General features: G+C 45.4%; 18 protein-coding genes and 1 tRNA gene. 3 read left to right on the top strand and 16 right to left on the bottom strand.

The genetic code is table 11. The features are described from left to right. Nucleotides 1–53: 53 nt before the first annotated feature. Nucleotides 54–773, top strand: a complete 720-nt coding sequence (locus BG32_RS06720) for an ABC transporter ATP-binding protein (RefSeq protein ID WP_099772200.1) — start codon at nt 54–56, stop codon at nt 771–773. Here BG32_RS06720 and BG32_RS06715 read toward each other — a convergent pair. From BG32_RS06715 to BG32_RS06700, 4 genes are all read right to left on the bottom strand, one after another. Next, nucleotides 762–1,880: an NAD(P)/FAD-dependent oxidoreductase gene (locus tag BG32_RS06715; RefSeq protein WP_099772199.1), complete on the bottom strand. Its 1,119-nt coding sequence runs from the start codon at nt 1,878–1,880 to the stop codon at nt 762–764. The genes BG32_RS06720 and BG32_RS06715 overlap by 12 nt on opposite strands. Further along, the gene (locus BG32_RS06710; RefSeq protein ID WP_014730726.1) at nt 1,870–3,036 is read right to left on the bottom strand and encodes a sugar MFS transporter; all 1,167 of its coding nucleotides are present in this window, start codon (nt 3,034–3,036) and stop codon (nt 1,870–1,872) included. The genes BG32_RS06715 and BG32_RS06710 overlap by 11 nt, the downstream gene beginning before the upstream one ends. A 95-nt stretch (nt 3,037–3,131) precedes the next feature. Then, nucleotides 3,132–5,279: a sodium-translocating pyrophosphatase gene (locus BG32_RS06705; RefSeq protein ID WP_099772198.1), complete on the bottom strand. Its 2,148-nt coding sequence runs from the start codon at nt 5,277–5,279 to the stop codon at nt 3,132–3,134. A gap of 46 nt (nt 5,280–5,325) precedes the next feature. Beyond that, nucleotides 5,326–7,284 (bottom strand): ATP-dependent helicase, encoded by a 1,959-nt coding sequence (locus BG32_RS06700; RefSeq protein WP_121509834.1) that lies wholly within the window; start codon nt 7,282–7,284, stop codon nt 5,326–5,328. A gap of 83 nt (nt 7,285–7,367) precedes the next feature. Here BG32_RS06700 and BG32_RS06695 point away from each other — a divergent pair, with 83 nt between their 5' ends. Next, the gene (locus BG32_RS06695; RefSeq protein WP_257211991.1) at nt 7,368–8,402 is read left to right on the top strand and encodes a TrkA family potassium uptake protein; all 1,035 of its coding nucleotides are present in this window, start codon (nt 7,368–7,370) and stop codon (nt 8,400–8,402) included. A 133-nt stretch (nt 8,403–8,535) separates the two neighbouring features. Continuing rightward, entirely contained in the window at nt 8,536–8,895 is a 360-nt protein-coding gene (locus tag BG32_RS06690; RefSeq protein WP_099772196.1) for a cupin domain-containing protein, read from the top strand. 496 nt (nt 8,896–9,391) lie between these two features. On the opposite strand, the gene BG32_RS06685 is transcribed toward BG32_RS06690, so the two are convergent. The 12 genes from BG32_RS06685 to BG32_RS06640 all read right to left on the bottom strand — a co-directional run bounded on the left by BG32_RS06685 (nt 9,392) and on the right by BG32_RS06640 (nt 21,631). Next, nucleotides 9,392–9,580 carry a DUF2188 domain-containing protein gene (locus BG32_RS06685; protein ID WP_121509832.1) on the bottom strand — a complete coding sequence of 63 codons (189 nt, stop codon included), beginning with the start codon at nt 9,578–9,580 and terminating at the stop codon, nt 9,392–9,394. A 76-nt stretch (nt 9,581–9,656) separates the two neighbouring features. Further along, on the bottom strand, nt 9,657–10,352 hold the full coding sequence (locus BG32_RS16360) for an acyl-CoA dehydratase activase (protein ID WP_259459572.1): 696 nt from the start codon (nt 10,350–10,352) through the stop codon (nt 9,657–9,659). A 35-nt stretch (nt 10,353–10,387) separates the two neighbouring features. Continuing rightward, on the bottom strand, nt 10,388–11,374 hold the full coding sequence (locus tag BG32_RS16355) for a 2-hydroxyacyl-CoA dehydratase family protein (protein WP_259459571.1): 987 nt from the start codon (nt 11,372–11,374) through the stop codon (nt 10,388–10,390). Then, a complete protein-coding gene (locus BG32_RS06675) occupies nt 11,371–12,630 on the bottom strand; it encodes a 2-hydroxyacyl-CoA dehydratase subunit D (RefSeq protein WP_099772194.1) in 1,260 nt (419 codons plus the stop codon). Before BG32_RS06675 ends, BG32_RS16355 begins: the two co-directional genes overlap by 4 nt. 166 nt (nt 12,631–12,796) lie before the next feature. Beyond that, on the bottom strand, nt 12,797–14,311 hold the full coding sequence (locus BG32_RS06670; protein ID WP_099772193.1) for a B12-binding domain-containing radical SAM protein: 1,515 nt from the start codon (nt 14,309–14,311) through the stop codon (nt 12,797–12,799). A 417-nt stretch (nt 14,312–14,728) separates the two neighbouring features. After that, nucleotides 14,729–16,837, bottom strand: coding sequence for a glycosyltransferase family 4 protein (locus tag BG32_RS06665; RefSeq protein WP_257211990.1), 2,109 nt, complete (start codon nt 16,835–16,837; stop codon nt 14,729–14,731). 352 nt (nt 16,838–17,189) lie between these two features. Further along, nucleotides 17,190–17,265, bottom strand: a tRNA-Ala gene (locus BG32_RS06660). Between the two features lie 51 nt (nt 17,266–17,316). Continuing rightward, nucleotides 17,317–17,877, bottom strand: a complete 561-nt coding sequence (locus tag BG32_RS06655) for a pyruvate kinase alpha/beta domain-containing protein (protein WP_099772192.1) — start codon at nt 17,875–17,877, stop codon at nt 17,317–17,319. A gap of 4 nt (nt 17,878–17,881) precedes the next feature. Beyond that, on the bottom strand, nt 17,882–19,888 hold the full coding sequence (locus BG32_RS06650; protein WP_373561611.1) for a urocanate hydratase: 2,007 nt from the start codon (nt 19,886–19,888) through the stop codon (nt 17,882–17,884). A gap of 181 nt (nt 19,889–20,069) precedes the next feature. Further along, nucleotides 20,070–20,228 carry a hypothetical protein gene (locus tag BG32_RS16350; protein ID WP_257211989.1) on the bottom strand — a complete coding sequence of 53 codons (159 nt, stop codon included), beginning with the start codon at nt 20,226–20,228 and terminating at the stop codon, nt 20,070–20,072. A gap of 26 nt (nt 20,229–20,254) precedes the next feature. Continuing rightward, nucleotides 20,255–20,512: a DUF6512 family protein gene (locus tag BG32_RS16345; protein ID WP_257211988.1), complete on the bottom strand. Its 258-nt coding sequence runs from the start codon at nt 20,510–20,512 to the stop codon at nt 20,255–20,257. Between the two features lie 15 nt (nt 20,513–20,527). Beyond that, entirely contained in the window at nt 20,528–21,631 is a 1,104-nt protein-coding gene (locus BG32_RS06640) for an aldo/keto reductase (RefSeq protein ID WP_099772190.1), read from the bottom strand. Between the last annotated feature and the right edge of the window lie 80 nt (nt 21,632–21,711).

Below are 21,711 nucleotides of genomic sequence, written 5' to 3'. Positions count from 1 at the left end.
CAGCTTTCTTCAAGTGGAGGTAAACGAAAGGTGAAGCAGGAGGTGAAGAGGTTATGGTCGAATTCAAAGATCTGACTGTTACATACAATCCAGGGATGGAAAACGAAAGGGTGGCACTGAAAAATGTGAGTCTCACAGTTCTAGAGGGGCAGTTCGTGACAATCGTGGGGCCAAACGGTGCGGGAAAATCCACCCTTCTTAAGGTGATACTCGGTGAGGTTCAGCCGACATCCGGTCTCTACATGATCGACGGTAAGACAATGAATTACATGAAGCCACACAAACTTGCGGAGTTCATCGGTAGGGTTTACCAGGATCCGAACACAGGCATATTTCCGGCCCTCACCATTGCCGAAAATCTGATAATAGCTTCAAAGAAGGGAAATAGGCCTTTCAAGTTCAGTTCCGTCAAAGAAGAGGCAATATCGTTGCTAAGGGATCTGGGACTGGGGCTCGAAGACAGACTGAATACCAAGGCAGGCGAGCTTTCAGGTGGGCAGAAACAGTCTCTGGCCATGGTGATGGCGATCTTGTCGAAACCGCGGCTTCTCCTTCTCGACGAACACACTGCTTCTCTAGACCCTGACAGCGCTTCCAGAGTCATGGAGTTGACTGAAAGAATAAACAGAGAATATGACATTACGATAATCATGATCACACACAATATGGATATCGCTAATTCTTATGGAGAAAGGCTGATGAGACTGATAGAAGGTGAAGTGGTTAATGACGGGATGAGAAATATCGTTCCTCGGGTGACTTCAGCAGTGTAGTTGGCGATTTGAAATTCCGCGAGTGAACAGGCTTTTGAATGCGAGTCTGTAAGGACCCTTAACATAGTAGCTCAGATAGTTAGAAAGAAGTTTTCCAGTCATTCTTCCCTTGAGAAGATCTAAATGTTCTTCTAAATTTCTGTTGAACCTTTTTCTGAAGGCGTCTGCGATTTGCAGATGCCTGGCGGCCGGGAAGAGCCTTTCAAGATATCTTTCGTTAACAGTCTTGCCTTTGTAACCATCCTCAATGATCGAAAGTGCAGCCTGTCTGCCAGAATCGAGAGCGAAATCGATACCGGCGCCCGTCCAGTTATCAACAAGTCCCGCGCTGTCTCCTGCAACCAGCAAATTCGTGTATATGTTGTTCAAACTAAGAACTACATCGGTATTGAAAGTAGGGATTGGTGTCCCCCGCAAATCAATCTCTTCACCGAAAGATCTCTTTATCAAGGTACTCATCTCTTCATAAGAGGGAGTCTTCTCCGAATCGGGGTAAATCCCACCTCCAACAGAGTTGAAAGACTCACCAGGGAAACTCCAAAGGTAACCATTGGGGATAAAGGTGACGGAAGCACTTCCCGTGGGAGAGCTGTAACCATAATATGCAACTCCAAAAGAGGGTGGTTCATGTCCAAGGAGTTTTGCCCCAAAAACGCCGGCCGAAACGATTACATAGTCAGAGGTCAACTCTCTTTCATCTGTCTTAACGACAAAACCTTGTTCCTCTTTCACGATCTCTCTCACTCTTGAAGAAAGGAATCTACCGCCTCTCTCAACTATGGATTTGAGAAGAGCATTATCAAATTCCTTCCTGTCAACAGTTTTGAATATTGTCTTCTTTGACATCAGAGTAGTAAGATGCTTCATCTGTCCGTCGATTAACCTGTTTATGCTTAACTCGTGACAGTCGAAGCCCTCGATATCCACTTCGGGAAATATCTCGTGGACCCTCTTCAAAGATCTTGGCGTCAAACCCCCTCCGCAGCCCTTTTCTCGTGGGAAGCTTTTAGAATCAAGAAGAAGGAAATCTATTCCGTCACGGGCAAAGATTCTTGAGGCGGCGAGTCCAGCGGGACCGGCTCCAACAACTATTACCTTACTGTGCATCGACTCTCACCTTCCTGACTCTCATTATTAAAAGCACAACGACCATCTCAAGAAAGATGAGAAACAAGATGAAGATAACACCGGCCATCATACCGAAGTGATGGCCAAGAAGCCCTACGAGGAAATTAGACATTGCGCCGCCAATTGATGCAGCAACTGTGAACATTCCAATTGCGAACCCGATTCCATTTTTCATGGAGGATATGAGGATGGCTTGAAGCGTGGGAAAAGTTCCAGAAAAGCCAAAACCAGCAAATACTACCGCTAACGCAATCGCAATAGCGGATTGGAGAAGCAACGCTGCTCCAAACGAAACAAAAGCTATTATCACCATCATCAAAAGCGACAGCTCGTATCCAAGTTTATCGACGAAGATCCCGGCCAGTAATCTCCCGACGAATATCCCTGCCCAGAGAAGCGCCGGAAAGATGCTCGCGTATCTCATCTCAATACCCTTCGATTCAAACATGAAGCTCGAAAGCCATGAAGTGAAACCAATCTCGTAGCCCACATAAAGAAGAACACCCACCATAATAAGCCAGAAGATCTTCTTGGAAAAAATCTCCTTTCTGAAGTGAGTAGCCTTCTCATCACTTCCTACAAAGGGTATTCCGTAAAGAAACGGAATGAATGATAACAGCAGAAGCGATACAAAGAGAGCTATGAGAAACGGCTTCCACCATGACGTGTAGTCAACAAGAAAGGCCGCCACGATAAGAGGCGAGATAATTGAACCTATCGCAAAGAAAGAATGCATGAGGTTCAAAGCTCCCCCAGGCTTTTTGTAGTTCAGTCCTGAGACTGCTATTCCAATTGAAGTTTCCATACTTCCCGTCCCGAAGCTCACTGTCATGCTTCCTACTAACAAAAGCCAGAATGACCGACCAACAGAGAGGACGGTCAATCCTGCAGCAATGCACACAATGCCTGCGGCAAGCAATTTAAAGGGTCCAAATCGATTAGAGAGAGAACTAACGACAATAGCCGAAGCCATAAAGGCAAGCGTAGGAAGCGAAAGCAAAACGCCTGCGATCTGATGGTCTAAGCCAAAGCTCTTCTCGATAGCCGGCAATGCGCTTCCAAGTATTATTGATGTAAACCCAAAGAGAAAGAAACCATAAGATGAAATCAGGCTAAAAGCTTTCTTTGTGTCCATGAGAGAATTCTAACACGAGGTATTGCAACTTTGACAGAGGTACTTCAAGAAGAAAAAAGCGCGGTCTTGAAGACCGCGCCAACCATATAACTATTTTACATAAAGAATGGTGTTACCGGGAAGAGAGAGCCAAAGACCAGAGAAACTACAGACATCAACTTGATAAGAATATCCATAGAAGGACCAACGGTGTCCTTCAGCGGATCTCCCACTGTATCTCCTACGACTGCAGCTTCGTGAGTCGGCGTACCCTTTCCTCCATACTCACCGGTTTCAATGAATTTCTTCGCATTGTCCCAGGCTCCTCCGGAGTTTGCACTGAATATAGCTATCATGATTGCGCTGGAGAGTCCGCCAACCAGCAAACCGGCAACTGCCGACCTACCAAAAAGGAATCCAACAATGAACGGTGAGGCGATCGCCACAACTCCGGGAGTAAGCATTCTGCTAACCGCACCCTTTGTCGTAATTTCAATGCATCTCCTGTAGTCAGGCACAGCTTCTCCAGTCCTGATCCCAGGAGTTTCCTTGAACTGCCTTCTAATCTCAACTATCATTAGATTTGCTGTATCGGCCACTCCCTTGATCAAAAGTGACGTGAAGAAGAAGGGAAGCATTCCTCCTAAAAGAATTCCGATAAGTGTATAGGGCTCTACCAGATTAATTACTGGATTGTTTATGATTTCTTCCGCTGTCCCAGCCGAACCCCATATGTAAGATACTATTAGTGAAAGAGCAGCAAAAGCTGCAGAGCCTATTGCAAAGCCCTTCCCTATGGCCGCAGTAGTGTTGCCTACAGAATCTAGTCGGTCTGTGAGCTTCCTTACCTTCGGATCCAGATTTGCCATCTGAGCAATACCGCCCGCGTTGTCCGCAACTGGGCCGTAAGAGTCAACAGAAACGATATATCCGACAAAGGAAAGCATTCCAAGGGCCGCTATGGCTATTCCGTAGACCCCTGCAGACAAATATGCCGCAAGTATGGCAATAGCTAAGGTTATCACTGGCCATAGAGTGCTGCCCATTCCAAGAGCGAGACCGCCGGTGATGTTTATCGCGACTCCACTTTGAGTGTCTTTCGCGAGTTTTCTTGTAGGTTTGTAGTCATCGGACGTGTAATACTCGCTGAGCTTTGAGATGATTATTCCTGCAATCAAGCCGGAAGCAATTGCAAAGAAAAGTCTCCACCGTGAAACGAATTCGGGATTGATTAAGAATGCATCTTTGAATGGATAATCGGGCGCTGCGATCCCTATAACTATCGCTACCGATGCCAGGACAAGACCGCCGGTAAATAGATTCCCAAAACTGAGACTCTTGCGGGCATCCTTAGACTTCAAGCTTGCAACTACAAGAACACCAATCAGTGAAGAAAGAACACCGGCGCCGGCTATCAGGACCGGAAGCAATATCAGCCCATAATATTGGGACTCGGTCATAGTTCCATGATCAGCAAACTTCATGAAAATAGCAAGAACTATTGCAGAGACGATCGAAGCCACATAAGACTCGAGAATGTCCGCCCCCAAACCTGCAACGTCGCCAACGTTGTCACCTACGTTATCGGCTATTGTTGCGGGATTTCTTGGGTCGTCCTCTTCGATATGCTCTTCGATCTTTCCCACAAGGTCGGCACTCATGTCAGCCGCCTTAGTGTACATACCTCCGCCTACCCTGTCGAACAGCGCAATGAGACTGGCTCCGAGTGAATAAGAGCTGAGTATCATTACACCGTCTATGTAAGAGATCCTTCCAAAGGCTTTCGAAAGATCGGTAATGCCTTCAAAAACAAAGGAGCTCTTAAAAACCAGCATTACAACTGCCAAACCCGTTAAGGAGAAACCGGCGACGGCGAGCCCCATAACGGATCCGCTTGAAAAAGCAACTTTGAAAGCACTTGACAATCCGCTCTCTGCCCCGGCTGCTACCCTTGCATTCGCTCTCGTGGCCGCATACATTCCGATTACTCCTGCGGCCTCAGAAACAAGGGCTCCAAAGAGAAGGACAATCGGGTACTTGAAAGACTGAAAGATTATTCCCAGAACGGCTGCAAGAATTACCGCAACAAGGAATATCTTTTTTGCTTCTTCCTCCAAAAAAGCAGAGGCACCTTCTTGAACGTACTTAGATAGCTCTTTCATCCTGTCGTTACCCTGCGAAAACCCAAGAGTTCTCCGCAACATGACGAAAGCAAAGATGGTAGATATGATCCCTGCTAAAAGTGGTAAGTACAGTGAGTTCATTTCTTCTCCCTCCTACTTTGCTACTATATTGGAACAATTGTCTCCATTAGGAATCCCAGCTGACATCCCATCTTTCGAAGCAGTTTTTAGGGAGCTTCTCTACGAAATCATGCCCGCTTCTAAAGACGTATCTGTTCCCTATCATAGGTCTCGATCTCCCGCCCTTCTGCCTGAGTATGTAAAGATAATCTTTCGCCCTAGTAACGGCAACATAGAATATTCGTTCTTCTTCGCTGAGAGAACCTTCTAATATTGCCATTGAATTTGGGAAATCGCCGGGATTGGCCGCTAGAATAAACACGACCTCCCATTCAAGACCCTTCGCCTGATGCACAGTGGAAAGTACAACCGACGGCTGTTTTTCAGCCGACTCGCGCTCAATGTCTATCTTTTCGCTGACAGCCAGATCCTCAAGCAGATCGGATATGGAAATGTAGCGGCCCGCGATCTCTATAAGTCTTTCAACATCCATTCTTCTCTCTCTAGCATCCGGAAACTTCTCGTCGAGATAATCACCGTAAAAATCGGCATAAAACCTTCTAACGATTTCCGTTGGAGGCTCCTCTTCATTCGTTGCACCCAAAATACTCACGAGTTTATCGAGTTTTATCCGTTTGCTCACATGGGAGTTTACTACCTCCTCAGCTCTGTGACCGTCGTTGGCAGCTGCTGAGATACCCTGAATTATCCTGAGGGAGGTCGCATTTCCCACGCCGGGAAATAGCCTCAAAATCCTACCCCAGGAAACTTGATCAAGAGGATTCTCTATTACTTTGAGCAACGCGAGAATATCCTTCACGTGGGCCGTCTCTGTAAATCTGGGACCCGAGTAGAGAGTGAAATTCATTTTTCGCTTGTCCATCTCCATCTGTAGCTCAAGGGAGTGATAGTGCGAACGATACAGGACGGCGATGTTTTCGGGATCTACCCCGTCATCTATATGTTCTTGAATTCTCTGGGCAACGAAAGATGCCTCCTCAAGATTGTCCCAGGTCTCGGCAACAACCGGGATCGGCCCGTTCATACGAACGGCTCTCAGCTGTTTTTCAATTGAATCCTGAGGAACTATCGAATTTATCAGTTCGACTATTTGAGGAGTTGAACGGTAGTTCGTCTGTATCTTGTAGATCCTGGCATCTTTAGCCGAAAGAAAATCATAGACATTCTCAAACCTTGCTCCACGGAAAGAGTAGATGGACTGAGCGTCATCACCTACGACAATGAGGTTCCCATGGACCGAGGAAAGCATTTCAACGAGTCTGAACTGAAGAACGTTCGTATCTTGAAACTCATCGACTAGAACCCATCTGAACCTCTCGGCCTCTTTGTTCAAGATCGATGGATTGTCGTTGAAGAGCTTGAGTGCTTTGAGGAGAAGATCGTCGTAGTCGACACAGTTCTGTACAGTCTTCTCCTGAACGTACCGTTTCCAGATCTCTTCAATCTCATCATAAGAACCGAGAAACTTCCTGTTCTTTCTCACCGTAGACTCTCTGAGAGATGAAAGAACGTTAACCGAATACGAGTAGATGCTCTGCAGCACGCCCGCTGAGGGAAGAGTCGAACTGTTGATACCCTTTCTCTCTTCCAGTAATTCTGTTCTACAGTGTTTTATGAGGTCTTTGGCATCTTCTCTGTCAAGAATCGTGAAGTTTTCCGCCAAGCCAGCGGCCTTAGCATACTTTCTCAAGAAATAATTGCAGACATGGTGAAAAGTACCCGAAAGCATTCCCTTAAGATTCGATCCACTAACACGTCTTGCGCGATCGATCATTTCTCTAGAAGCCGCCCTGGTAAAAGTCACCAGAAGAATGTTTTGCGGGTTTATTGAATTTGAAACAAGATGAGCGATTTTGTAAGTTATCACTCTTGTCTTTCCAGAACCCGGTCCCGCAACTATTAAAGAACGGCCGCTTGATTCAATGACAGCCTTCAACTGCTCTTCGTCAAGTCCTTCAGTTAAAAATCCGGGAATTTCTGAACTTTTGAGAGTATATTTCTTCATCGACGACAGCGGCCCCCTTCTGATAAGATTTTACCATAAGGGCGAAGTGGCTTCACTTTGACTCTTTCCACCTGGAGGAAATCATGACGAACGAAACCGGCGGTGCAAAACAGATCGTAGTCTCTCTCATTCTACTGGCAGCAGTGTTTCTGATTGGAATTATCGGGTACTCGATAATCGAAGGGTACAGTCCGATCGATTCAATATTTATGATAATGATAACGATCTCTACTGTCGGTTATGGGACGATTACCGAACTTTCTCAGGCAGGAAAAATCTTTACGAGCTTAGTGATTCTTGCCAGCATCACCATAGTTGTTTACGCTGTATCCAACATAACTGCCTTTCTCGTTGAAGGTAGGGTAAACAAAATGATCAGGAGGAGAAGAATTTTGAAAACCATAGAGAAGCTTGAGAATCATTTTATAGTAATCGGCGGTGGTGATCTGGGGTCGACTATCGCTCAAGAGATGTCAAAGAGAAATAACGATGTGGTGATTGTTGAGAAGAGCGAAGAGAGGCTCAAAGATTTGACTGCAAGAGAGGGAGGAAAGCTGATCTATGTTTCTGGAGACGCCACTGAAGAAGAAACGCTAAAAAGCGCGGGAGTAGAGAAGGCTCAAGGTTTGATGTCATGTTTACCGGACGACGTGGACAACATTTTTGTTGTTCTCACCGCCAGGGGAATGAACAAGAGCATGAAGATAATCTCAAAAGTTGCCCATCGCGAGAACATCAACAAGCTGAACTATGCCGGGGCCGACAAAGTGATTCCCATTCAAGAAATCGGTGCGCATCGAATGGTTACGATGATGCTTAATCCAACTGTAATCGGCTTTCTTGACAGTATATCTCAGTCGGGTTCGCTTCAGCTTCGCTTCGAAGAAGTGAAAGTGCCAGGCAATTTCAGAGCAGAGGGCATGACGCTTGAAGCTTTGAAAATTCCTCAAAGGATTGGGTTGATTGTGATCGCAACGGTCTGCGACGGTGTGAACAAATTCAACCCAAGCGCGTCAACTATTGTGAAGCCAGGAGACAGTCTCATGGTACTTGGTGAGCATGAGCAGGTTGAAAAACTTCAGAGCTTGCTCGGCGGCAATTTGAACGTCCAGCTTTAAGAGAGCAACTCGTTCATCCCACTTATCTGAGAGGGAAACTATCTTTCGACGTCTGTAGCAGGACAGTTTGGAAATTAATAACCAATAGTGTTCAACGACCATAACTATGTTTGATATTAAAAGGAGGACTAAGATGGCAGAAAAGGCGATCAAATACTCGGCAAACAGTCTTGATTTCGCGCAAAAAGTGGCTGGCTTCTCGGCAAAGGCAGTAGAAATCAAAGCTCCGTTTTCAGGAAGACCAGAAGCACACAGGAATCAGCACGATCTTTATGTTGTAATCTCGGGAAAGGCAAAGGTCAAGACCGGTGAACTCACAGGCAAGGTGGATGAGATTTCTGAAGGAGAGTACAGAAGCGACGAAATGATAGTGGATGAAGAACATACGCTTCAAATTGGCGAATCTCTTCTCATTCCAGCCGGCGTAGCACATACTGTGATCGTTGAATCAGGAGTCTTTGCACAGTGGGTATTCAAAATAGATAAAAGGTGACTCAGTTGCAAATGTTCCATTGAAACCTATTAGGGCAGAAGTGAAAACCGCTTTGTTTAAGAAATCTCACGGAGTATAAAACGACTACTCTTATCTCGTTTTTACTCATCGCTTTCGCCCACGGGTCTTTTTTCCTCTCTGAGACGCATTTGTAATTCCAACCAGGCAAGATATGATCTTGTTTAGTTGTTCAGGTAATGTTTTGGTGTTCTAAGATTAACGCCTGGGATCTTGAGGCTGCTTGGTTCTGTTGACTCCTGGACTTCCATACTCGTTTTTCAAATAGATTGAACTTTGCTTTGACAAGATAGCGTGGCCTCATAGCGCAGTTTACTTCTTTCTTCCAAAACAACAGATGTTACGAAATCTTTCAGTGTCTGGACAATCTATTATGAAGTGCCACAGGAATAAACGCTCTCGTAGCCCCAAAGCATTCTTGAAGAGACTTATCAATTCACACGGTTTTGTTTTTCCACGTTTCCATTTGATTCTTGAATCACAAGTCTTCTATCGGGGTGTTCCTGGCCATCTCTGAGGCCGCCTTAACTGCATCGACCTTCTCTTCGAACAAACGAATCACCTTCGCTTCACTTTCATGGTCGACTAGCCATTTGTCCTCGTGGGGTTTCACATGAGAAATATCCTCAATAAACCTTCTCTGATCTCTGGAACTTTCTTCAGTCAATCATCAAAATCCATTAACACACTTCCCAAGTTTTATGAAGAAGCAGTATTGAGTGAAGCTCACAAGCTCATCAAAGCTAATCTTCAACAACCGAGTCTCTTGCGATCAGCGCAGCTCCAAAGGCCCCTACTATCTCCGGAGCTTCAGGAACTATGATCTCTGTTCCGAAAAGTTCCTTCAAAGCATCAACAACTCCAGAGTTTCTCGCGACGCCCCCGGTGAAAACAAGGGGAACGGGAGATCCAAGTCTCGAATACATTGCTCCAACTCTCTTGGCAATGGCCCTAAACAGACCAGACGAGATGTTCTCTATCCTCTCTCCCATTCCGATCAAGGAAACGACTTCGGACTCTGCGAAAACTGTGCAGACAGAACTTATAGAAACATCTTTATTCCGTTTCCTAGCCATAAGGGCCATCTCATCTATTTCAAGTTCAAGTGCAGACGCCGTAACTTCCAGAAACCTTCCCGTTCCAGCTGCGCATTTGTCATTCATGGCGAAGTCATCGACATTACCATCCGGGGATAGTCGAATTACCTTGCTGTCCTGACCACCGATGTCGATTATCCCCCTTGCCTCTGGAAAGAGTGCGAAGACTCCCCTGGCGTGGCATGAGATTTCCGTAATCCTGTCACTTGCAGATGAAACCAGCAACCTTCCGTAACCAGTGGAAACACATTTTCCTATGCGTTTGCCTTCCTTCGAAGCCACTTCAGTCATCTCCGCAATTAGAGCTTCGGCCGTATTTGAAGCTCTTACACCGGTCTTCAATGTCTTCGAGAAAATGATTCTTCCTTCTTTGTCTATCAGACTCCGTTAGTCGTGGTAGAACCGGAATCAACCCCGGCAAAAAGCATCTTCATTCCCTCCTTGGAAGGTGACACTGATCTTACGCTATTCTTCTCCATTAATGCTCCTATTCTCGTTGACAACTGCCCTTGGGAATTGATAGGATAATCAAGTTCTATTCTGTAGACACTTTTGCCATCATTAGGACGCACAAAATCATAGAAATCACAGAACTTCGGAGCCACAAAGACCGTCGCATCAACTTTCCCATTTGAACGAAATTCTCCTTCCGAGAATCGAGCGCACGGCGATCTCCACTTAAGAAGTCTCTCTGCAACTGCATGAAGCGGATCGGGTTTCTCTTGAGTTTTCTCTGAAAATGGTCTACCTCCCAAACAGGTGTCGTTAGCAACGATCATGCCTCCCGCCTTTTCAACTGCTGCATCTAAAGCTCCAATGTCAGTTATCCCGCCGGTTATTGCAAGCCGGCTCTTGCCAGCAGTTGCTCCGTATTTCGAAGTGTAAGTTGCCTGCATGCCATTAAGTGCCTGAAAATATAGGTCCGTAAGGTCTTCTGCTGCCGATCTCTTTTCATTCGCTTGCACAAAATCGACAAGTTCGTTGAATCTACGAATGCCTTCTCGAAGATCGGTGGAAATACCTGAGCTCTCGAGGAAGTAAACTAACCTTTGAATCTCGGCTGCCAAGAATCTTACTGCTTCTCTATCCCTTTTCCAGGGTAATCTGAGGATGAATACGTTTGCCAAGGAGAGTTCATCGAGAAGGTCTCCAACTCTACGCATTGCATCGCAGGAATCGACTATCAAGAGACAATCATTCGAGTCAAGCTCCATGCCCTTCTGATAGACTGTCTTTGCATATCCGCAAAGGTTGCATCCCAGTTCATGACTTAAGGTCGGAGAAGATGTCATCAGCCTCTGGAAAGCAATATCACTACCCATAAGTACTTCCAAAGGTAAATAGCTACATGTGTAGTAGATCATCTTCTGTTCTCCAGTATTTCGAGGAAGGCTTCCACTCTTGTTCGAAGCTGCCCCGCACCTTGTGATGAATGATCGACACAGTCTCCCGTTAACTCTAGAAATGGAATCTTCTCACTTTCAAACAACCTCTTGAGGAAAGGCACGCCTCCGGAAGACTGCCTGCAACCCCAATGAGAGAAGTGAATAACCCCATCGACATTGAAATCTCTGGCGAGGCCCAAACAGAACTCGCCCCGATCAACGACGCTACCGCAAAGCGGATTGAAAACAAGCTTTTTTGCAAGGCTTTCTAGCGGTCGGTCGGGATCTACTGGATATATCCAGTCCCACATAAGTTCGTTACCTACAACTAGATTTTCACTATTAGGTGAAAATAACTCGAATAACTCATTGTCGTAATAAGGTGGTATGTGTAGCCATAGTATCCTCTTTGAGTTTTCGGGGATTACTTTAAGGCTCTCCGCGATGTTTCTGGAGCCCAATGCAATTCGAGGATCACCGGCAAGAGTATGAAGGACATACAGCGAGTTCATATGTTCGTAGAGATGCTGAGGAAGATACGAGCCGTGCGCTCTGAGCCTAGCCTTTTCGAGGTTATTTATCAGTTCTCTTTCATAAGATAATCTCAACGACAACTCATCCATCTTGAAAGGCTTCCCGGTGATCTCTTGAATTGTGACAATTACATCTTTCAGTTGAGACACGACGTACCCTACCGCTTCCTGCTTCCGACCTCTGGGCACATCGATCAAAATAAAAGGCACGTCATACTCTCCAGCTATTCTTTTGAAGGTCGGGAGGTTTCCGTCGCATAGAATGCTTGTGGTCATCACCAGTTTCGGCGGAGGAAGTAGCTTTCTCAAAGAAACACCGAGAGAAGCCCTATGAAAAGTACAAAGAGAATCGCTTATTCCAGCCTGTGAAGAAACTGAGATTGCCGTGTCCTCAAGATGCATAGACGAAAGTGCGCCCGAAATGCCTTCGGCCGAAACGGGGTTTAGCCCCGCCGAAAGAAGTAGTTCTGAAGGGTTCATCAGATTTACCCACGCGGTATTCTCGCCCTTGACTGCAAAATAGACTTCCTCCAGAGCCAAATGATTGACCGTATTGACAAATCGCGGTCGATCTCTGTCTGGAAAATGCTTTCTTCTGAAGTTCTCAAATGCCATGCCGAGCTGAAGCCATTTCTTGAACCTATCTTTGTCATCTATGTGATTTCTGAGAAAGCTCCCGAATCTAACACTCTTTCTTGACATTAACTATGCCCTCACTCCCGCCATCGAAAATCGCTGACACCACCATTATCCTTATTTAGTCAGGAATGTTAGAAGAGATTCAATTATAACCTCTTGAGAACAGAGAGTTTATCGTTCATCATAATTACTCTTTCCGCTGCCAGTACCAGCCTGACAAGAATCCCTTCTAACTGCTCGGCGGTTGAGCTTCGTTTTCCGCTTGCAACCCAAATGAAAGGGACTTTCTGAAGTGATAGCCGTATATTGCAAATTCGACTGACAAAGGGAAAAGCGACGGCTTGAAGAAAATCGTCCACAAGAGCAACGACCAGTAGTTCATTCTGCCTTTATCCTTAATTCCAAGTACCCATAGGGACTTCAAAAAAGCCTTGATACTATCGGTGAAAGGCCTAACGTGTTTAACTGAATTAGGTTTGTAGTTCTTAAGAAAGGTAATTACTCTCTGGGTGTAAGGCTTCGGCGCGTAGATGCTCTTGAGAATTCTGTAGTATCCGTCTACCAGATTCTTCATTCCCATCTTGGGAACTATGTTAGTCATAGTGCTGGTGTTGTTGCCGGAGAACTCCGATACGATCCTGTTCTCTTTTTTCAGTCTCTGGAAAAGTCTCGTTCCCGTTGGTGCAGTAAGAACACCGACCATCGCCGTCACTATACCGCTCTTCTGAATGAAATCGATCATGTTGCTAAATACCGAGGGTTTGTCATGATCGAAACCCACAATGAATCCTCCCTGAACCTGAAGTCCGAACTCCTGCATCTTTCTCACAGATGAAAGCAAGTCCCTGTTTCGATTTTGGAACTTACCGCACTCAACTAGACTTTCCTCTTCGGTAGTCTCTATCCCAACGAATACGGTTCCAAAACTTGCATCTACCATGAGTCTCATGAGTTCGTCGTCATCTGAAAGATCGATTGAGGTTTCTGTATTCAGCACGAACGGATAGTTCCTTTTTTTCATCCATTCTGCAATGGCTGGAAGAATCTCTCTCTTCAGTTTTACCTTATTGCCGATGAAGTTATCGTCAACTATGAATACTCCTCCACGCCAGCCGGCTTTATATAAAGCTTCCATTTCAGCGACAAGCTTTTCAGCGCTCTTTGTCCTGGGAATGTGCCCGTTGAGCAGAACGATGTCACAGAACTCACAGTTGTAAGGGCAGCCTCTAGAGTACTGGATGTTCATTGAAGAGTACTTTCTCATGTCCAAAAGACTCCAGTCTGGAATGGGACTACTTTCAATATCCGGAAAATCATCGGATTTGTAGATGTGCTTGGCCTGCCCTTTCTCCAAATCAAGGAGAAATGGCTCCAAAGTCTTCTCTGCTTCGCCGAGAACAAGGTGATCGACCTCACTGAACTCCTCGGGTCTTGTTGTAAAAAGCGGCCCGCCCGCTATAGTCTTGACGCCTAAATCTTTACACTTCTGAATAACCTTCTTTGCCGAGTCGAACTGAATATCCATTGAGCTAATCATTACGTAATCTGATTTCTCTATATCTTCATCGCGTAGAGTATCTGTGTTCATATCGATAAGTTTCTTCTCCCATTCTTTAGGCAACATAGCGGCAACGGTCATGAGCCCCAGCGGTGGATATGCAGCCTTTTTGGAGACGAATTTCAAGGCATGTTTGAAACTCCAGAACGTCTCTGGATACTCTGGATAAACCATCAAAACTCTCATATCTCCACTTCCTTTCTCTAACGATGCTCAACACTCTGAAAATTATTTCTTTGTAAATCGATTCCTGCAGGAAAAATTATCGCCCAACGAGTCGCTGATTTTTTTCTGCTGAGTTAACCGGCTTCGTTCACTAGAAGTCTTTATAAGACAAAGATTTGCTAATGTTGGAAAGAGTAGTAATCTGTTGGTGACCGAAACCTGGTTTATCCCGCAGTCCTTCATAAATAATTCTATCACACAGCGCCAATCTTAAAAGTCCATCGGTCCATCCTGTCTTGTCAACACAAGGTCTTCTCAACTAGACTCAAGATCTTCTGATAAAGTTACCTACCACTGAAGACAGTGTCTGTTTACTTGAAAATGAAGTTACTCTTATACATCAATTACCTTCTTACACAAACCAGTTGGAAAACCCCTTCAAGAAGAATAATAAGATGAAAACTGCTTTGCCACTACGGAAATGGAGTACCTCCTATAAATAGTTTTGCTCCCGTTCTCGGCAATCATCTTCATTCTTCTTGCGGAGGGTCTTGCATCTATCAGCAGTCTCCTTAGCTCCTTTTCGAACGAAGCCTCGTCGGTTGTATCAATGAGAAAACCATTGTATCCGTCACGTATATAACTCTTCACTCCCCCGCGCTTTGGCGCGATAGCCACAAAGCCTGCAGCCATGGCTTCAAGTATGGCTATTCCAAACTCCTCTTTGAAGGAAGGAGCAACATACGTCGGAGGCCACGGAGTGGCTTTTACTCGCGAAATACTATTTTCAAGACATCTAATCTCATCGTTGTTCATCGCAGGTAAGTGGCAGAATCTCCCGTGGAGTTCTTTGTTTTGTCTCACGTATTTCCTGATCTCCTCAAGTTCGTTTGCTTCGATTCTATTTGGATGATCCAGATCTCCCCCGACTATAACTAAATTAAACGAATTCCAGAGACCAGAGTTTCCCCAGGCCTTTAGTAGTTTCACCTGGCCCTTTGCAGGATCAAGTCTTCCAACCGTAAGAAGCAGAGGATTGCTTCTGAAAGATCTTTCGAGGTAGAATTCCTTATCTTTCTCGAATAGCATCGAATAGAGAGGCCCATTCACAAAAATCGGGCACTCATTCCGTAATGATATACCTTCCGGCATCATCGTGAGTTTCTTTGAGATACTTTCGTCGAGAAGTGGCGGATAGTATGCAAGTAGCTGATTCCTGCTCTCCTCACTTCCTATTCCGAAAAGCCTGTCGCAGTCCCTAAGCATCTTCCACGATACTTCGACTTTTGAAGTCTCTCTTAATGCATCAACAGCATCCAGTTTGATAAGAGACCCTTTCTGATCTACGAAGCGCCGCTGGGGATCGGGTGTTACCGTAAAAAAGGACCGGACCCCAGTCTTTTTCGATAGATCGAGCATCGCTTGAGAAGCGAAATCCGAAAACCTCAAATGAAATTGTCCCGGGCTAATTCCCGCAATTGAAAGTACGTCTGTAACGTTCGAAATTACAGTAGTTCTATCTTTAAGAAAGTTGTTCGTAATCATCTTTTCGAAGTCTAGAAAAGGAACGTACATGAAGTAGTGATGTTCTCTTTCCGTTCTCCACAATCGGTCCATTCTCGATATTTCCCTCATTTCGAGTGGAACGATTGTAACAACACCCGGTAAGTTCTGAGTCAGTTCATTTCCGAGTGTTCTGAGAAACGTTCCCATTCCACCACTGGAACCCTTTCCTGTCTTCAGAGGATCACCATAGAAACTGAACTGAACAAGAACTGAGTTCACACGAATCTGATCTCTCAGATCTATAAGCAAAGAGTAAATCTTTCTTAAACAAGGATCAGCAGTTAAGACCGGGTGATTATCGGGAAGATTGATTCCATACCTCACCGCTTTCAAGATAATACCGAGGTGAAGTGAAAGATCATCTCCGAAAGACTTACCTATCATTTCCCTTATTAATGGTGTTCTCTCACCTGATAGCAAGAGCAGAAGAGGGCGGACCTTTTCATTCTCTTTCCATAGATCTAGCAGGGCTTCCGGATCGAAGCCATCTCTTCCGTCAAGTACCGCTGACTCGAGAAGGACTGAAGCATGCTTTTTTGCAGCAACTAGATCGGAAGAATCATAGCGGATTACTCTTGAGAGAAGTGAATCGATCTCTTCGGACTTTCCAATAACAGTCAGCAAATCTTTAAATGCAAGTTTTCTTCCACTACGTTGTACTCCTCTGAACAACGATGTGGACAAAAGAATGTCATTCTCCCACTCCCTAAGCTTTGCTTCTAATGCCTCATAGCTAAGAACCTCACCCATCCTGATTGCAGAAAGAATTCTTACTAGATTGCTTTGACGAAGAGATAATTTCTCAAGCTTCTTGGGTTCGTTAAGCTGAGAGATCAAGTGTTGAGAAGCCGAGAAATCATCGTTAATGACAACACCGTCACGAACTTTCTCACAGGCGTCTTCGAAGGCAAGTACTGATTTCTCCACCCTATCTGCGATGTTCCGGACATTTTCGAACAGTCTCGATTCTTTATCTTGCACCTTTTCACCTCAACAACGATGATATCAGTTAGAGTCTCTTCCACCGAAGTGAAGATACACTCTAATCCAGTCTCTAAAAACAGTCTAGTCCGCAGTGCATTGTGATTATAGAGCACGCTTAGTATAGAAATCGGCCAGCAGCAATCTTTTCAAATTACTTTCATGCTGTGCAACAACTGGTAAAGGATCTTTAGAAGATCGAAGGGAGACAAAGAATATTTGATCAATCACTCTTTTCCGAAAAATGGAGTCTTTTCATACGATAGTTCATCTTTTGAAGGCGATGAGGATTTTTAAGCAAGAACAAGAGTAACTGTCCAGACAGAAACAAAAAAGGGGAGATAACTCCCCCTGGTGGAGCCGAGGGGATTCGAACCCCCGGCCTCCGCCTTGCGAAGGCGGCGCGCTCCCAGCTGTGCTACGGCCCCACATAAAATTGATTATAGCCTGAATCAACAAGGAATTCAATCATATGCAGATTAGAGACTAGACGGAATGCCTATTAGCTCCCCGAATTTGAAGATACTCAAATCAGTTGAATGACATGGCTTTAGGACAAAAGCAGTATCTATCCCGTGGTTTGTTCCGCCTGCCGAAATCACCCACTGATCAGTTCTTACAATTCCTGCATCGGCTGCCATTATGGCTATCTCAACGGCTACTTTCGTTCCCTGGCCAAAGAGGCGCAGGGCTGTCGCAAAAATCTGTAAAGGATACACGCCGCCATTCGCTTTGGCAAAAGCTACTTCTATTCCTCTGAAGAGATGGGTCACTGTAAGTAGTGAATGTCGACTTCCAGAATAGAGCTTCCTAACTTGAGGGTCGAATTCATCTTCATCTGGTTCTCGAAAGCCAACACTATGAGTGACGATTATCAACCGGACTGAATCAGGGACAAGATCAAAAGCCATTCTTGCAACTACACCACTCGTAGAAGGCAAGATCACTTTATCGATCTTCTTCTCCTCGGCCCTTTCAAATATTCTCTCAAGGAGTGTTTTAGTTGTCTCTTCGTCACTCTTTGAAAAGTACATCGTCATTGCTTCATTTCTCCTTTTCGGTTTCAGCTTCTTTAATCGCTTTGCTGATGATTCCTTCATCCACCAGATAAGGAAGCGTTATCTGCTCGCTCCCCCTCTTTTGCCTGTTGAATTCAGATGCAACGGACAGGGCGTTTTCGTTTCTCGCCCAGGCTCTTCTGGCCACACCACTCATGACGTCCCAAGATATTGATGTTCTGATAATCCCATCCACTCTCTCGCTTCCATCCAGTACAAGACCAAAGCCACCGTTTATTGCCTTGCCTATTCCAACGCCTCCACCGTTGTGGAGCGAGACCATGCTCATGCCTCTTGCAGCATTGCCAGCGAAGCACTGGGTTGCCATGTCTGCCATAATATTGCTTCCATCTTTTATATTCGATGTCTCCCTGAAAGGCGAATCGGTACCGCCGGTGTCGTGATGATCTCTCCCAATCATTACCGGCCCTATCTCTCCACATCTCACCATCTCGTTGAATTTCAGAGCGATATCGCGTCTTCCGACAGCATCCTGATAAAGTATTCTCGCCTGCGTGCCAACTACAAGTCGGTTCTTATCGGCGTCCCTAATCCAGATGTAATTGTCCCTGTCCAGGCCTCGTCGATCTGGATCAATACAACTCATTGCTGCGGCATCGGTTTTCAACAAGTCCTCCTTTTTGCCGCTCAGGCATACCCATCTGAACGGTCCGTACCCGAAGTCGAAAAGCATCGGCCCCATTATATCTTCTACATAAGAGGGAAAAATGAATCCTTCCGAAGTATCCGTTCCATTCTTCGCAATTTCTTTTGCACCGGCATCGAAAACCGCTTTCATGAAGGAATTACCGTAGTCGAAGAAATAGGTTCCCTTGTCAACAAGCATTCTAATCAGACTGAAATGCCTGACGAGTGATTTATCTACCAGTTCTATAAATCTTTTCCTGTCACTTCTCAGTAGCTCGGTTCTCTCATCGAAAGTCAAACCCTGAGGACAGTAACCTCCATCATAGGGAGCATGACAGGACGTCTGATCCGACAACAACTCAATGTGAACATCATTGTCGACGGCATATTCCAGAAGATCCACTATGTTCCCGTGAAAGGCAATAGCTTGGCTTTCTCTTTTTTCCATCTTCTTGGCCGCGAGAGCGAATGCTTCAGAAGGATCTTCGATCACCTCGTCAACCCATCCCTGTTCGAGTCGCGTCTGGATTCTTGATCGGTCAACTTCGGCAATTATGCCGACACCGCCCGCTATCTTTACAGCCTTTCCCTGAGCTCCGCTCATTCCTCCCAGTCCCGATGAGACAAAGAGATGGCCAGCAAGATCGCCTTCGTCACCAATGCCGAGTTTCAGTCTTCCTGCATTGAGAATCGTGTTGAAGGTTCCATGGACAATTCCTTGAGGCCCTATGTACATCCAGCCACCCGCGGTCATCTGGCCATAATTAGCAACTCCAAGCGCCTGTGCCCTTATCCACTGTTCCTGATTATCAAACATTCCTACCATAAGGGCGTTCGTTATGATTACTCTTGGACTAGATTTGTTTGAACTGAATAATCCGAGCGGGTGTCCAGACATTACAACCAGAGTTTGATCATCAGTCAGTTCCTCAAGGTACCTTTTGATAAGCCTGTACTGCATCCAGTTCTGACAGACCTGTCCCGTCTCACCGTAAGTGACGAGTTCATAAGGGTAAAGAGCAACATCGAAGTCAAGATTGTTATCTATCATTACCTGAAATGCTTTACCTTCAATGCACTTCCCCTTATACATTTCGATAGGCCTGCCCTTTATTTCACCCCGAGGCCTATATCTATATCCGTAGATCCTGCCCATCGTTAGAAGTTCATCTAGGAATTCTGGGGCAAGTTTATCATGAAGCCTTACAGGTATGTAACGCAGTGCATTCACTAGAGCAAGCTCTATCTCCTTTTTAGAGAGATTTAGTTCTCTCTTCGGTGCTCTCCGGATTCCCGGCTTGAATTCTGGATCCGGTGGCAAAGTATCTTCCAGCTTGATTTCCATAGATTTGAAAATCTCTTCTGAAGAAAGCAAGACATTACCTCCTTTTATTCTGATGAGTCATTATTCCTGTAATCAAAAGACCAGCTGCTTTCGACTATGCTAGATCCCGAAAGCTCCCGCTATTGATTCTCTAAAGGGCTCCCAATGGGGCGGCAGAAAGGTGAACACTACGAAGGTGACATCAAGCAAGACCAACATTACAAGTAATGCCTGCAGTCTTCTCTGCAGCAATCCTGGATGAGATCTTGAGCGCCACTAGCTGCCCCAGCGCAACTGCCATTACCATGAGAAGTACATCAAGAATGAGACCGTGGTGAATGACAAGAAAATAGGAATACAAACCTCCATGAATTGTTACGCACATACCTAGATTCCAACTGCCTTTCCAAAGAGAAAAGAAGCGGTTGGCACCTCTCTGCAAAACAGCGGTTCTAGAAAAAGGTGTATCAGTCCCGGCGTAAAAACCATTTTCAAGTGCTTCCAGACAGTTCCATTTACTGGTGTAAAAATACCTGCTATAGTATTGTCCCCGCTCCAGTCATAGGCCATGTGAAGCAAGGTACCGACAATAAATACGAAAGAGAAGCCTACTACTTCACAACTAAGAAAACTGGTCTTTCTCACCGACATCTCCACACACTACCAAATATATCCTTCCGTGAACTTCGATTTGACGATTCTCAATTTTCTGGGAATGTCGATTTCGTACGGGCACCGTTCATTACATACACCGCAATCATAGCAACTATCTACGCCGGGAGACATGGTACTGTACTCTGAAAGACCCTGCTCTTCACTTCCAAACCAGTGAGCCAGTCTGTCCCTCAAGGCATAATCTGCAGCATCCCTTACTTTTCCGTCGAGCATCTGCCTGTCATAGCGACCTTCTGCGAGAAAGAATCCGGGAATATTTATCCCTTGTGGACATGGGAGACACTTCATGCACTGCCTGCAAACATAGTTACCGAGTTCAGGAGCGGTTAGAAGCAATTCGTCAAGTTCTTCAGAAGAAAATGGTTCCTTCTCAATGAGGCGAAGATCTTCTTCAAGCTGCTCAATAGAATTTATCCCACTTACGATACACGAGACGGGAACTGTCAAAGTATACCTGAAAGCGTTTTCAGTGCTCTTCCATAAATAGCCGTCGGCAAGTGGTTTCATCGCAACTATCCCTATGTTGTTAGAGACTGCAAAGGGTATCACCTTTGTTTCTATCTCAGGGAAATTGAATCTGTCATAGTAGTTCATCTGTGTCATGAAGAGATCGAAAGGATATTCCTTGAGCGCTCTCAAGAGTGTTCCACCATAACCATGACTGGTTATTCCCACGTAACTAATAAGTCCTTCCCTCTTGGCCCATTCTATAGTCCTCAGTGCACCATCTGAGGAGGATATCTCTTCCCAGTCGCTATTCTTTGTAACGGCGTGGAGAAAGAGTATGTCTATGTGCTCTCTCCCAAGAGCTTTCAAGGTGGCCAAAAGATCTCTTTCGGAAGACTTTCTGTCTCTTCCTCCAGTCTTTGAAGCAACTATTATTCCTTCTTTAGGTAGAACTAGAGAGAGTTTTCTCTCGGATACTCCATCACCGTAAGACCTTGCGGTCTCAAAATAATTCCCGCCCGCTTCGAGGTATCTTTCGACGATCTCCTTCACAGTCTCAAGCTCTATCTCGAGAAGATGAAACCCTCCCAAGCCCAGAAGAGATACCTCAAGATCAGTCTTCCCAAGTCTGCGATATTCCATATCTTCACCCCCCGGTGAGAATCTTGCTAGGTAGTATGCGGGATGTAAACTTTCTCTTTTAACTTCGAAAGAAACGCATT

The sequence above is a fragment of the Mesotoga sp. HF07.pep.5.2.highcov genome (genome assembly GCF_003666285.1).
Taxonomy (GTDB): domain Bacteria; phylum Thermotogota; class Thermotogae; order Petrotogales; family Kosmotogaceae; genus Mesotoga; species Mesotoga prima.
The sequence above is the reverse complement of the archived record's forward strand: the minus strand, read 5'-3'. Positions and strand labels throughout refer to the sequence as shown.

Bases quoted from the DNA above. Each gene is read 5' to 3' on its own strand.
- BG32_RS06675 (WP_099772194.1), bottom strand. From the start codon at position 12,630: ATGTCAAGAAAGAGTGTTAGATTCGGGAGCTTTCTCAGAAATCACATA.
- BG32_RS06670 (WP_099772193.1), bottom strand. From the start codon at position 14,311: ATGAGAGTTTTGATGGTTTATCCAGAGTATCCAGAGACGTTCTGGAGT.
- BG32_RS06700 (WP_121509834.1), bottom strand. From the start codon at position 7,284: ATGAAGAAATATACTCTCAAAAGTTCAGAAATTCCCGGATTTTTAACT.
- BG32_RS06655 (WP_099772192.1), bottom strand. From the start codon at position 17,877: ATGACGATGTACTTTTCAAAGAGTGACGAAGAGACAACTAAAACACTC.
- BG32_RS16355 (WP_259459571.1), bottom strand. From the start codon at position 11,374: ATGATCTACTACACATGTAGCTATTTACCTTTGGAAGTACTTATGGGT.
- BG32_RS06705 (WP_099772198.1), bottom strand. From the start codon at position 5,279: ATGAACTCACTGTACTTACCACTTTTAGCAGGGATCATATCTACCATC.
- BG32_RS06720 (WP_099772200.1), top strand. From the start codon at position 54: ATGGTCGAATTCAAAGATCTGACTGTTACATACAATCCAGGGATGGAA.
- BG32_RS06695 (WP_257211991.1), top strand. From the start codon at position 7,368: ATGACGAACGAAACCGGCGGTGCAAAACAGATCGTAGTCTCTCTCATT.
- BG32_RS06710 (WP_014730726.1), bottom strand. From the start codon at position 3,036: ATGGACACAAAGAAAGCTTTTAGCCTGATTTCATCTTATGGTTTCTTT.
- BG32_RS06650 (WP_373561611.1), bottom strand. From the start codon at position 19,888: ATGGAAATCAAGCTGGAAGATACTTTGCCACCGGATCCAGAATTCAAG.
- BG32_RS06640 (WP_099772190.1), bottom strand. From the start codon at position 21,631: ATGGAATATCGCAGACTTGGGAAGACTGATCTTGAGGTATCTCTTCTG.
- BG32_RS06715 (WP_099772199.1), bottom strand. From the start codon at position 1,880: ATGCACAGTAAGGTAATAGTTGTTGGAGCCGGTCCCGCTGGACTCGCC.
- BG32_RS06690 (WP_099772196.1), top strand. From the start codon at position 8,536: ATGGCAGAAAAGGCGATCAAATACTCGGCAAACAGTCTTGATTTCGCG.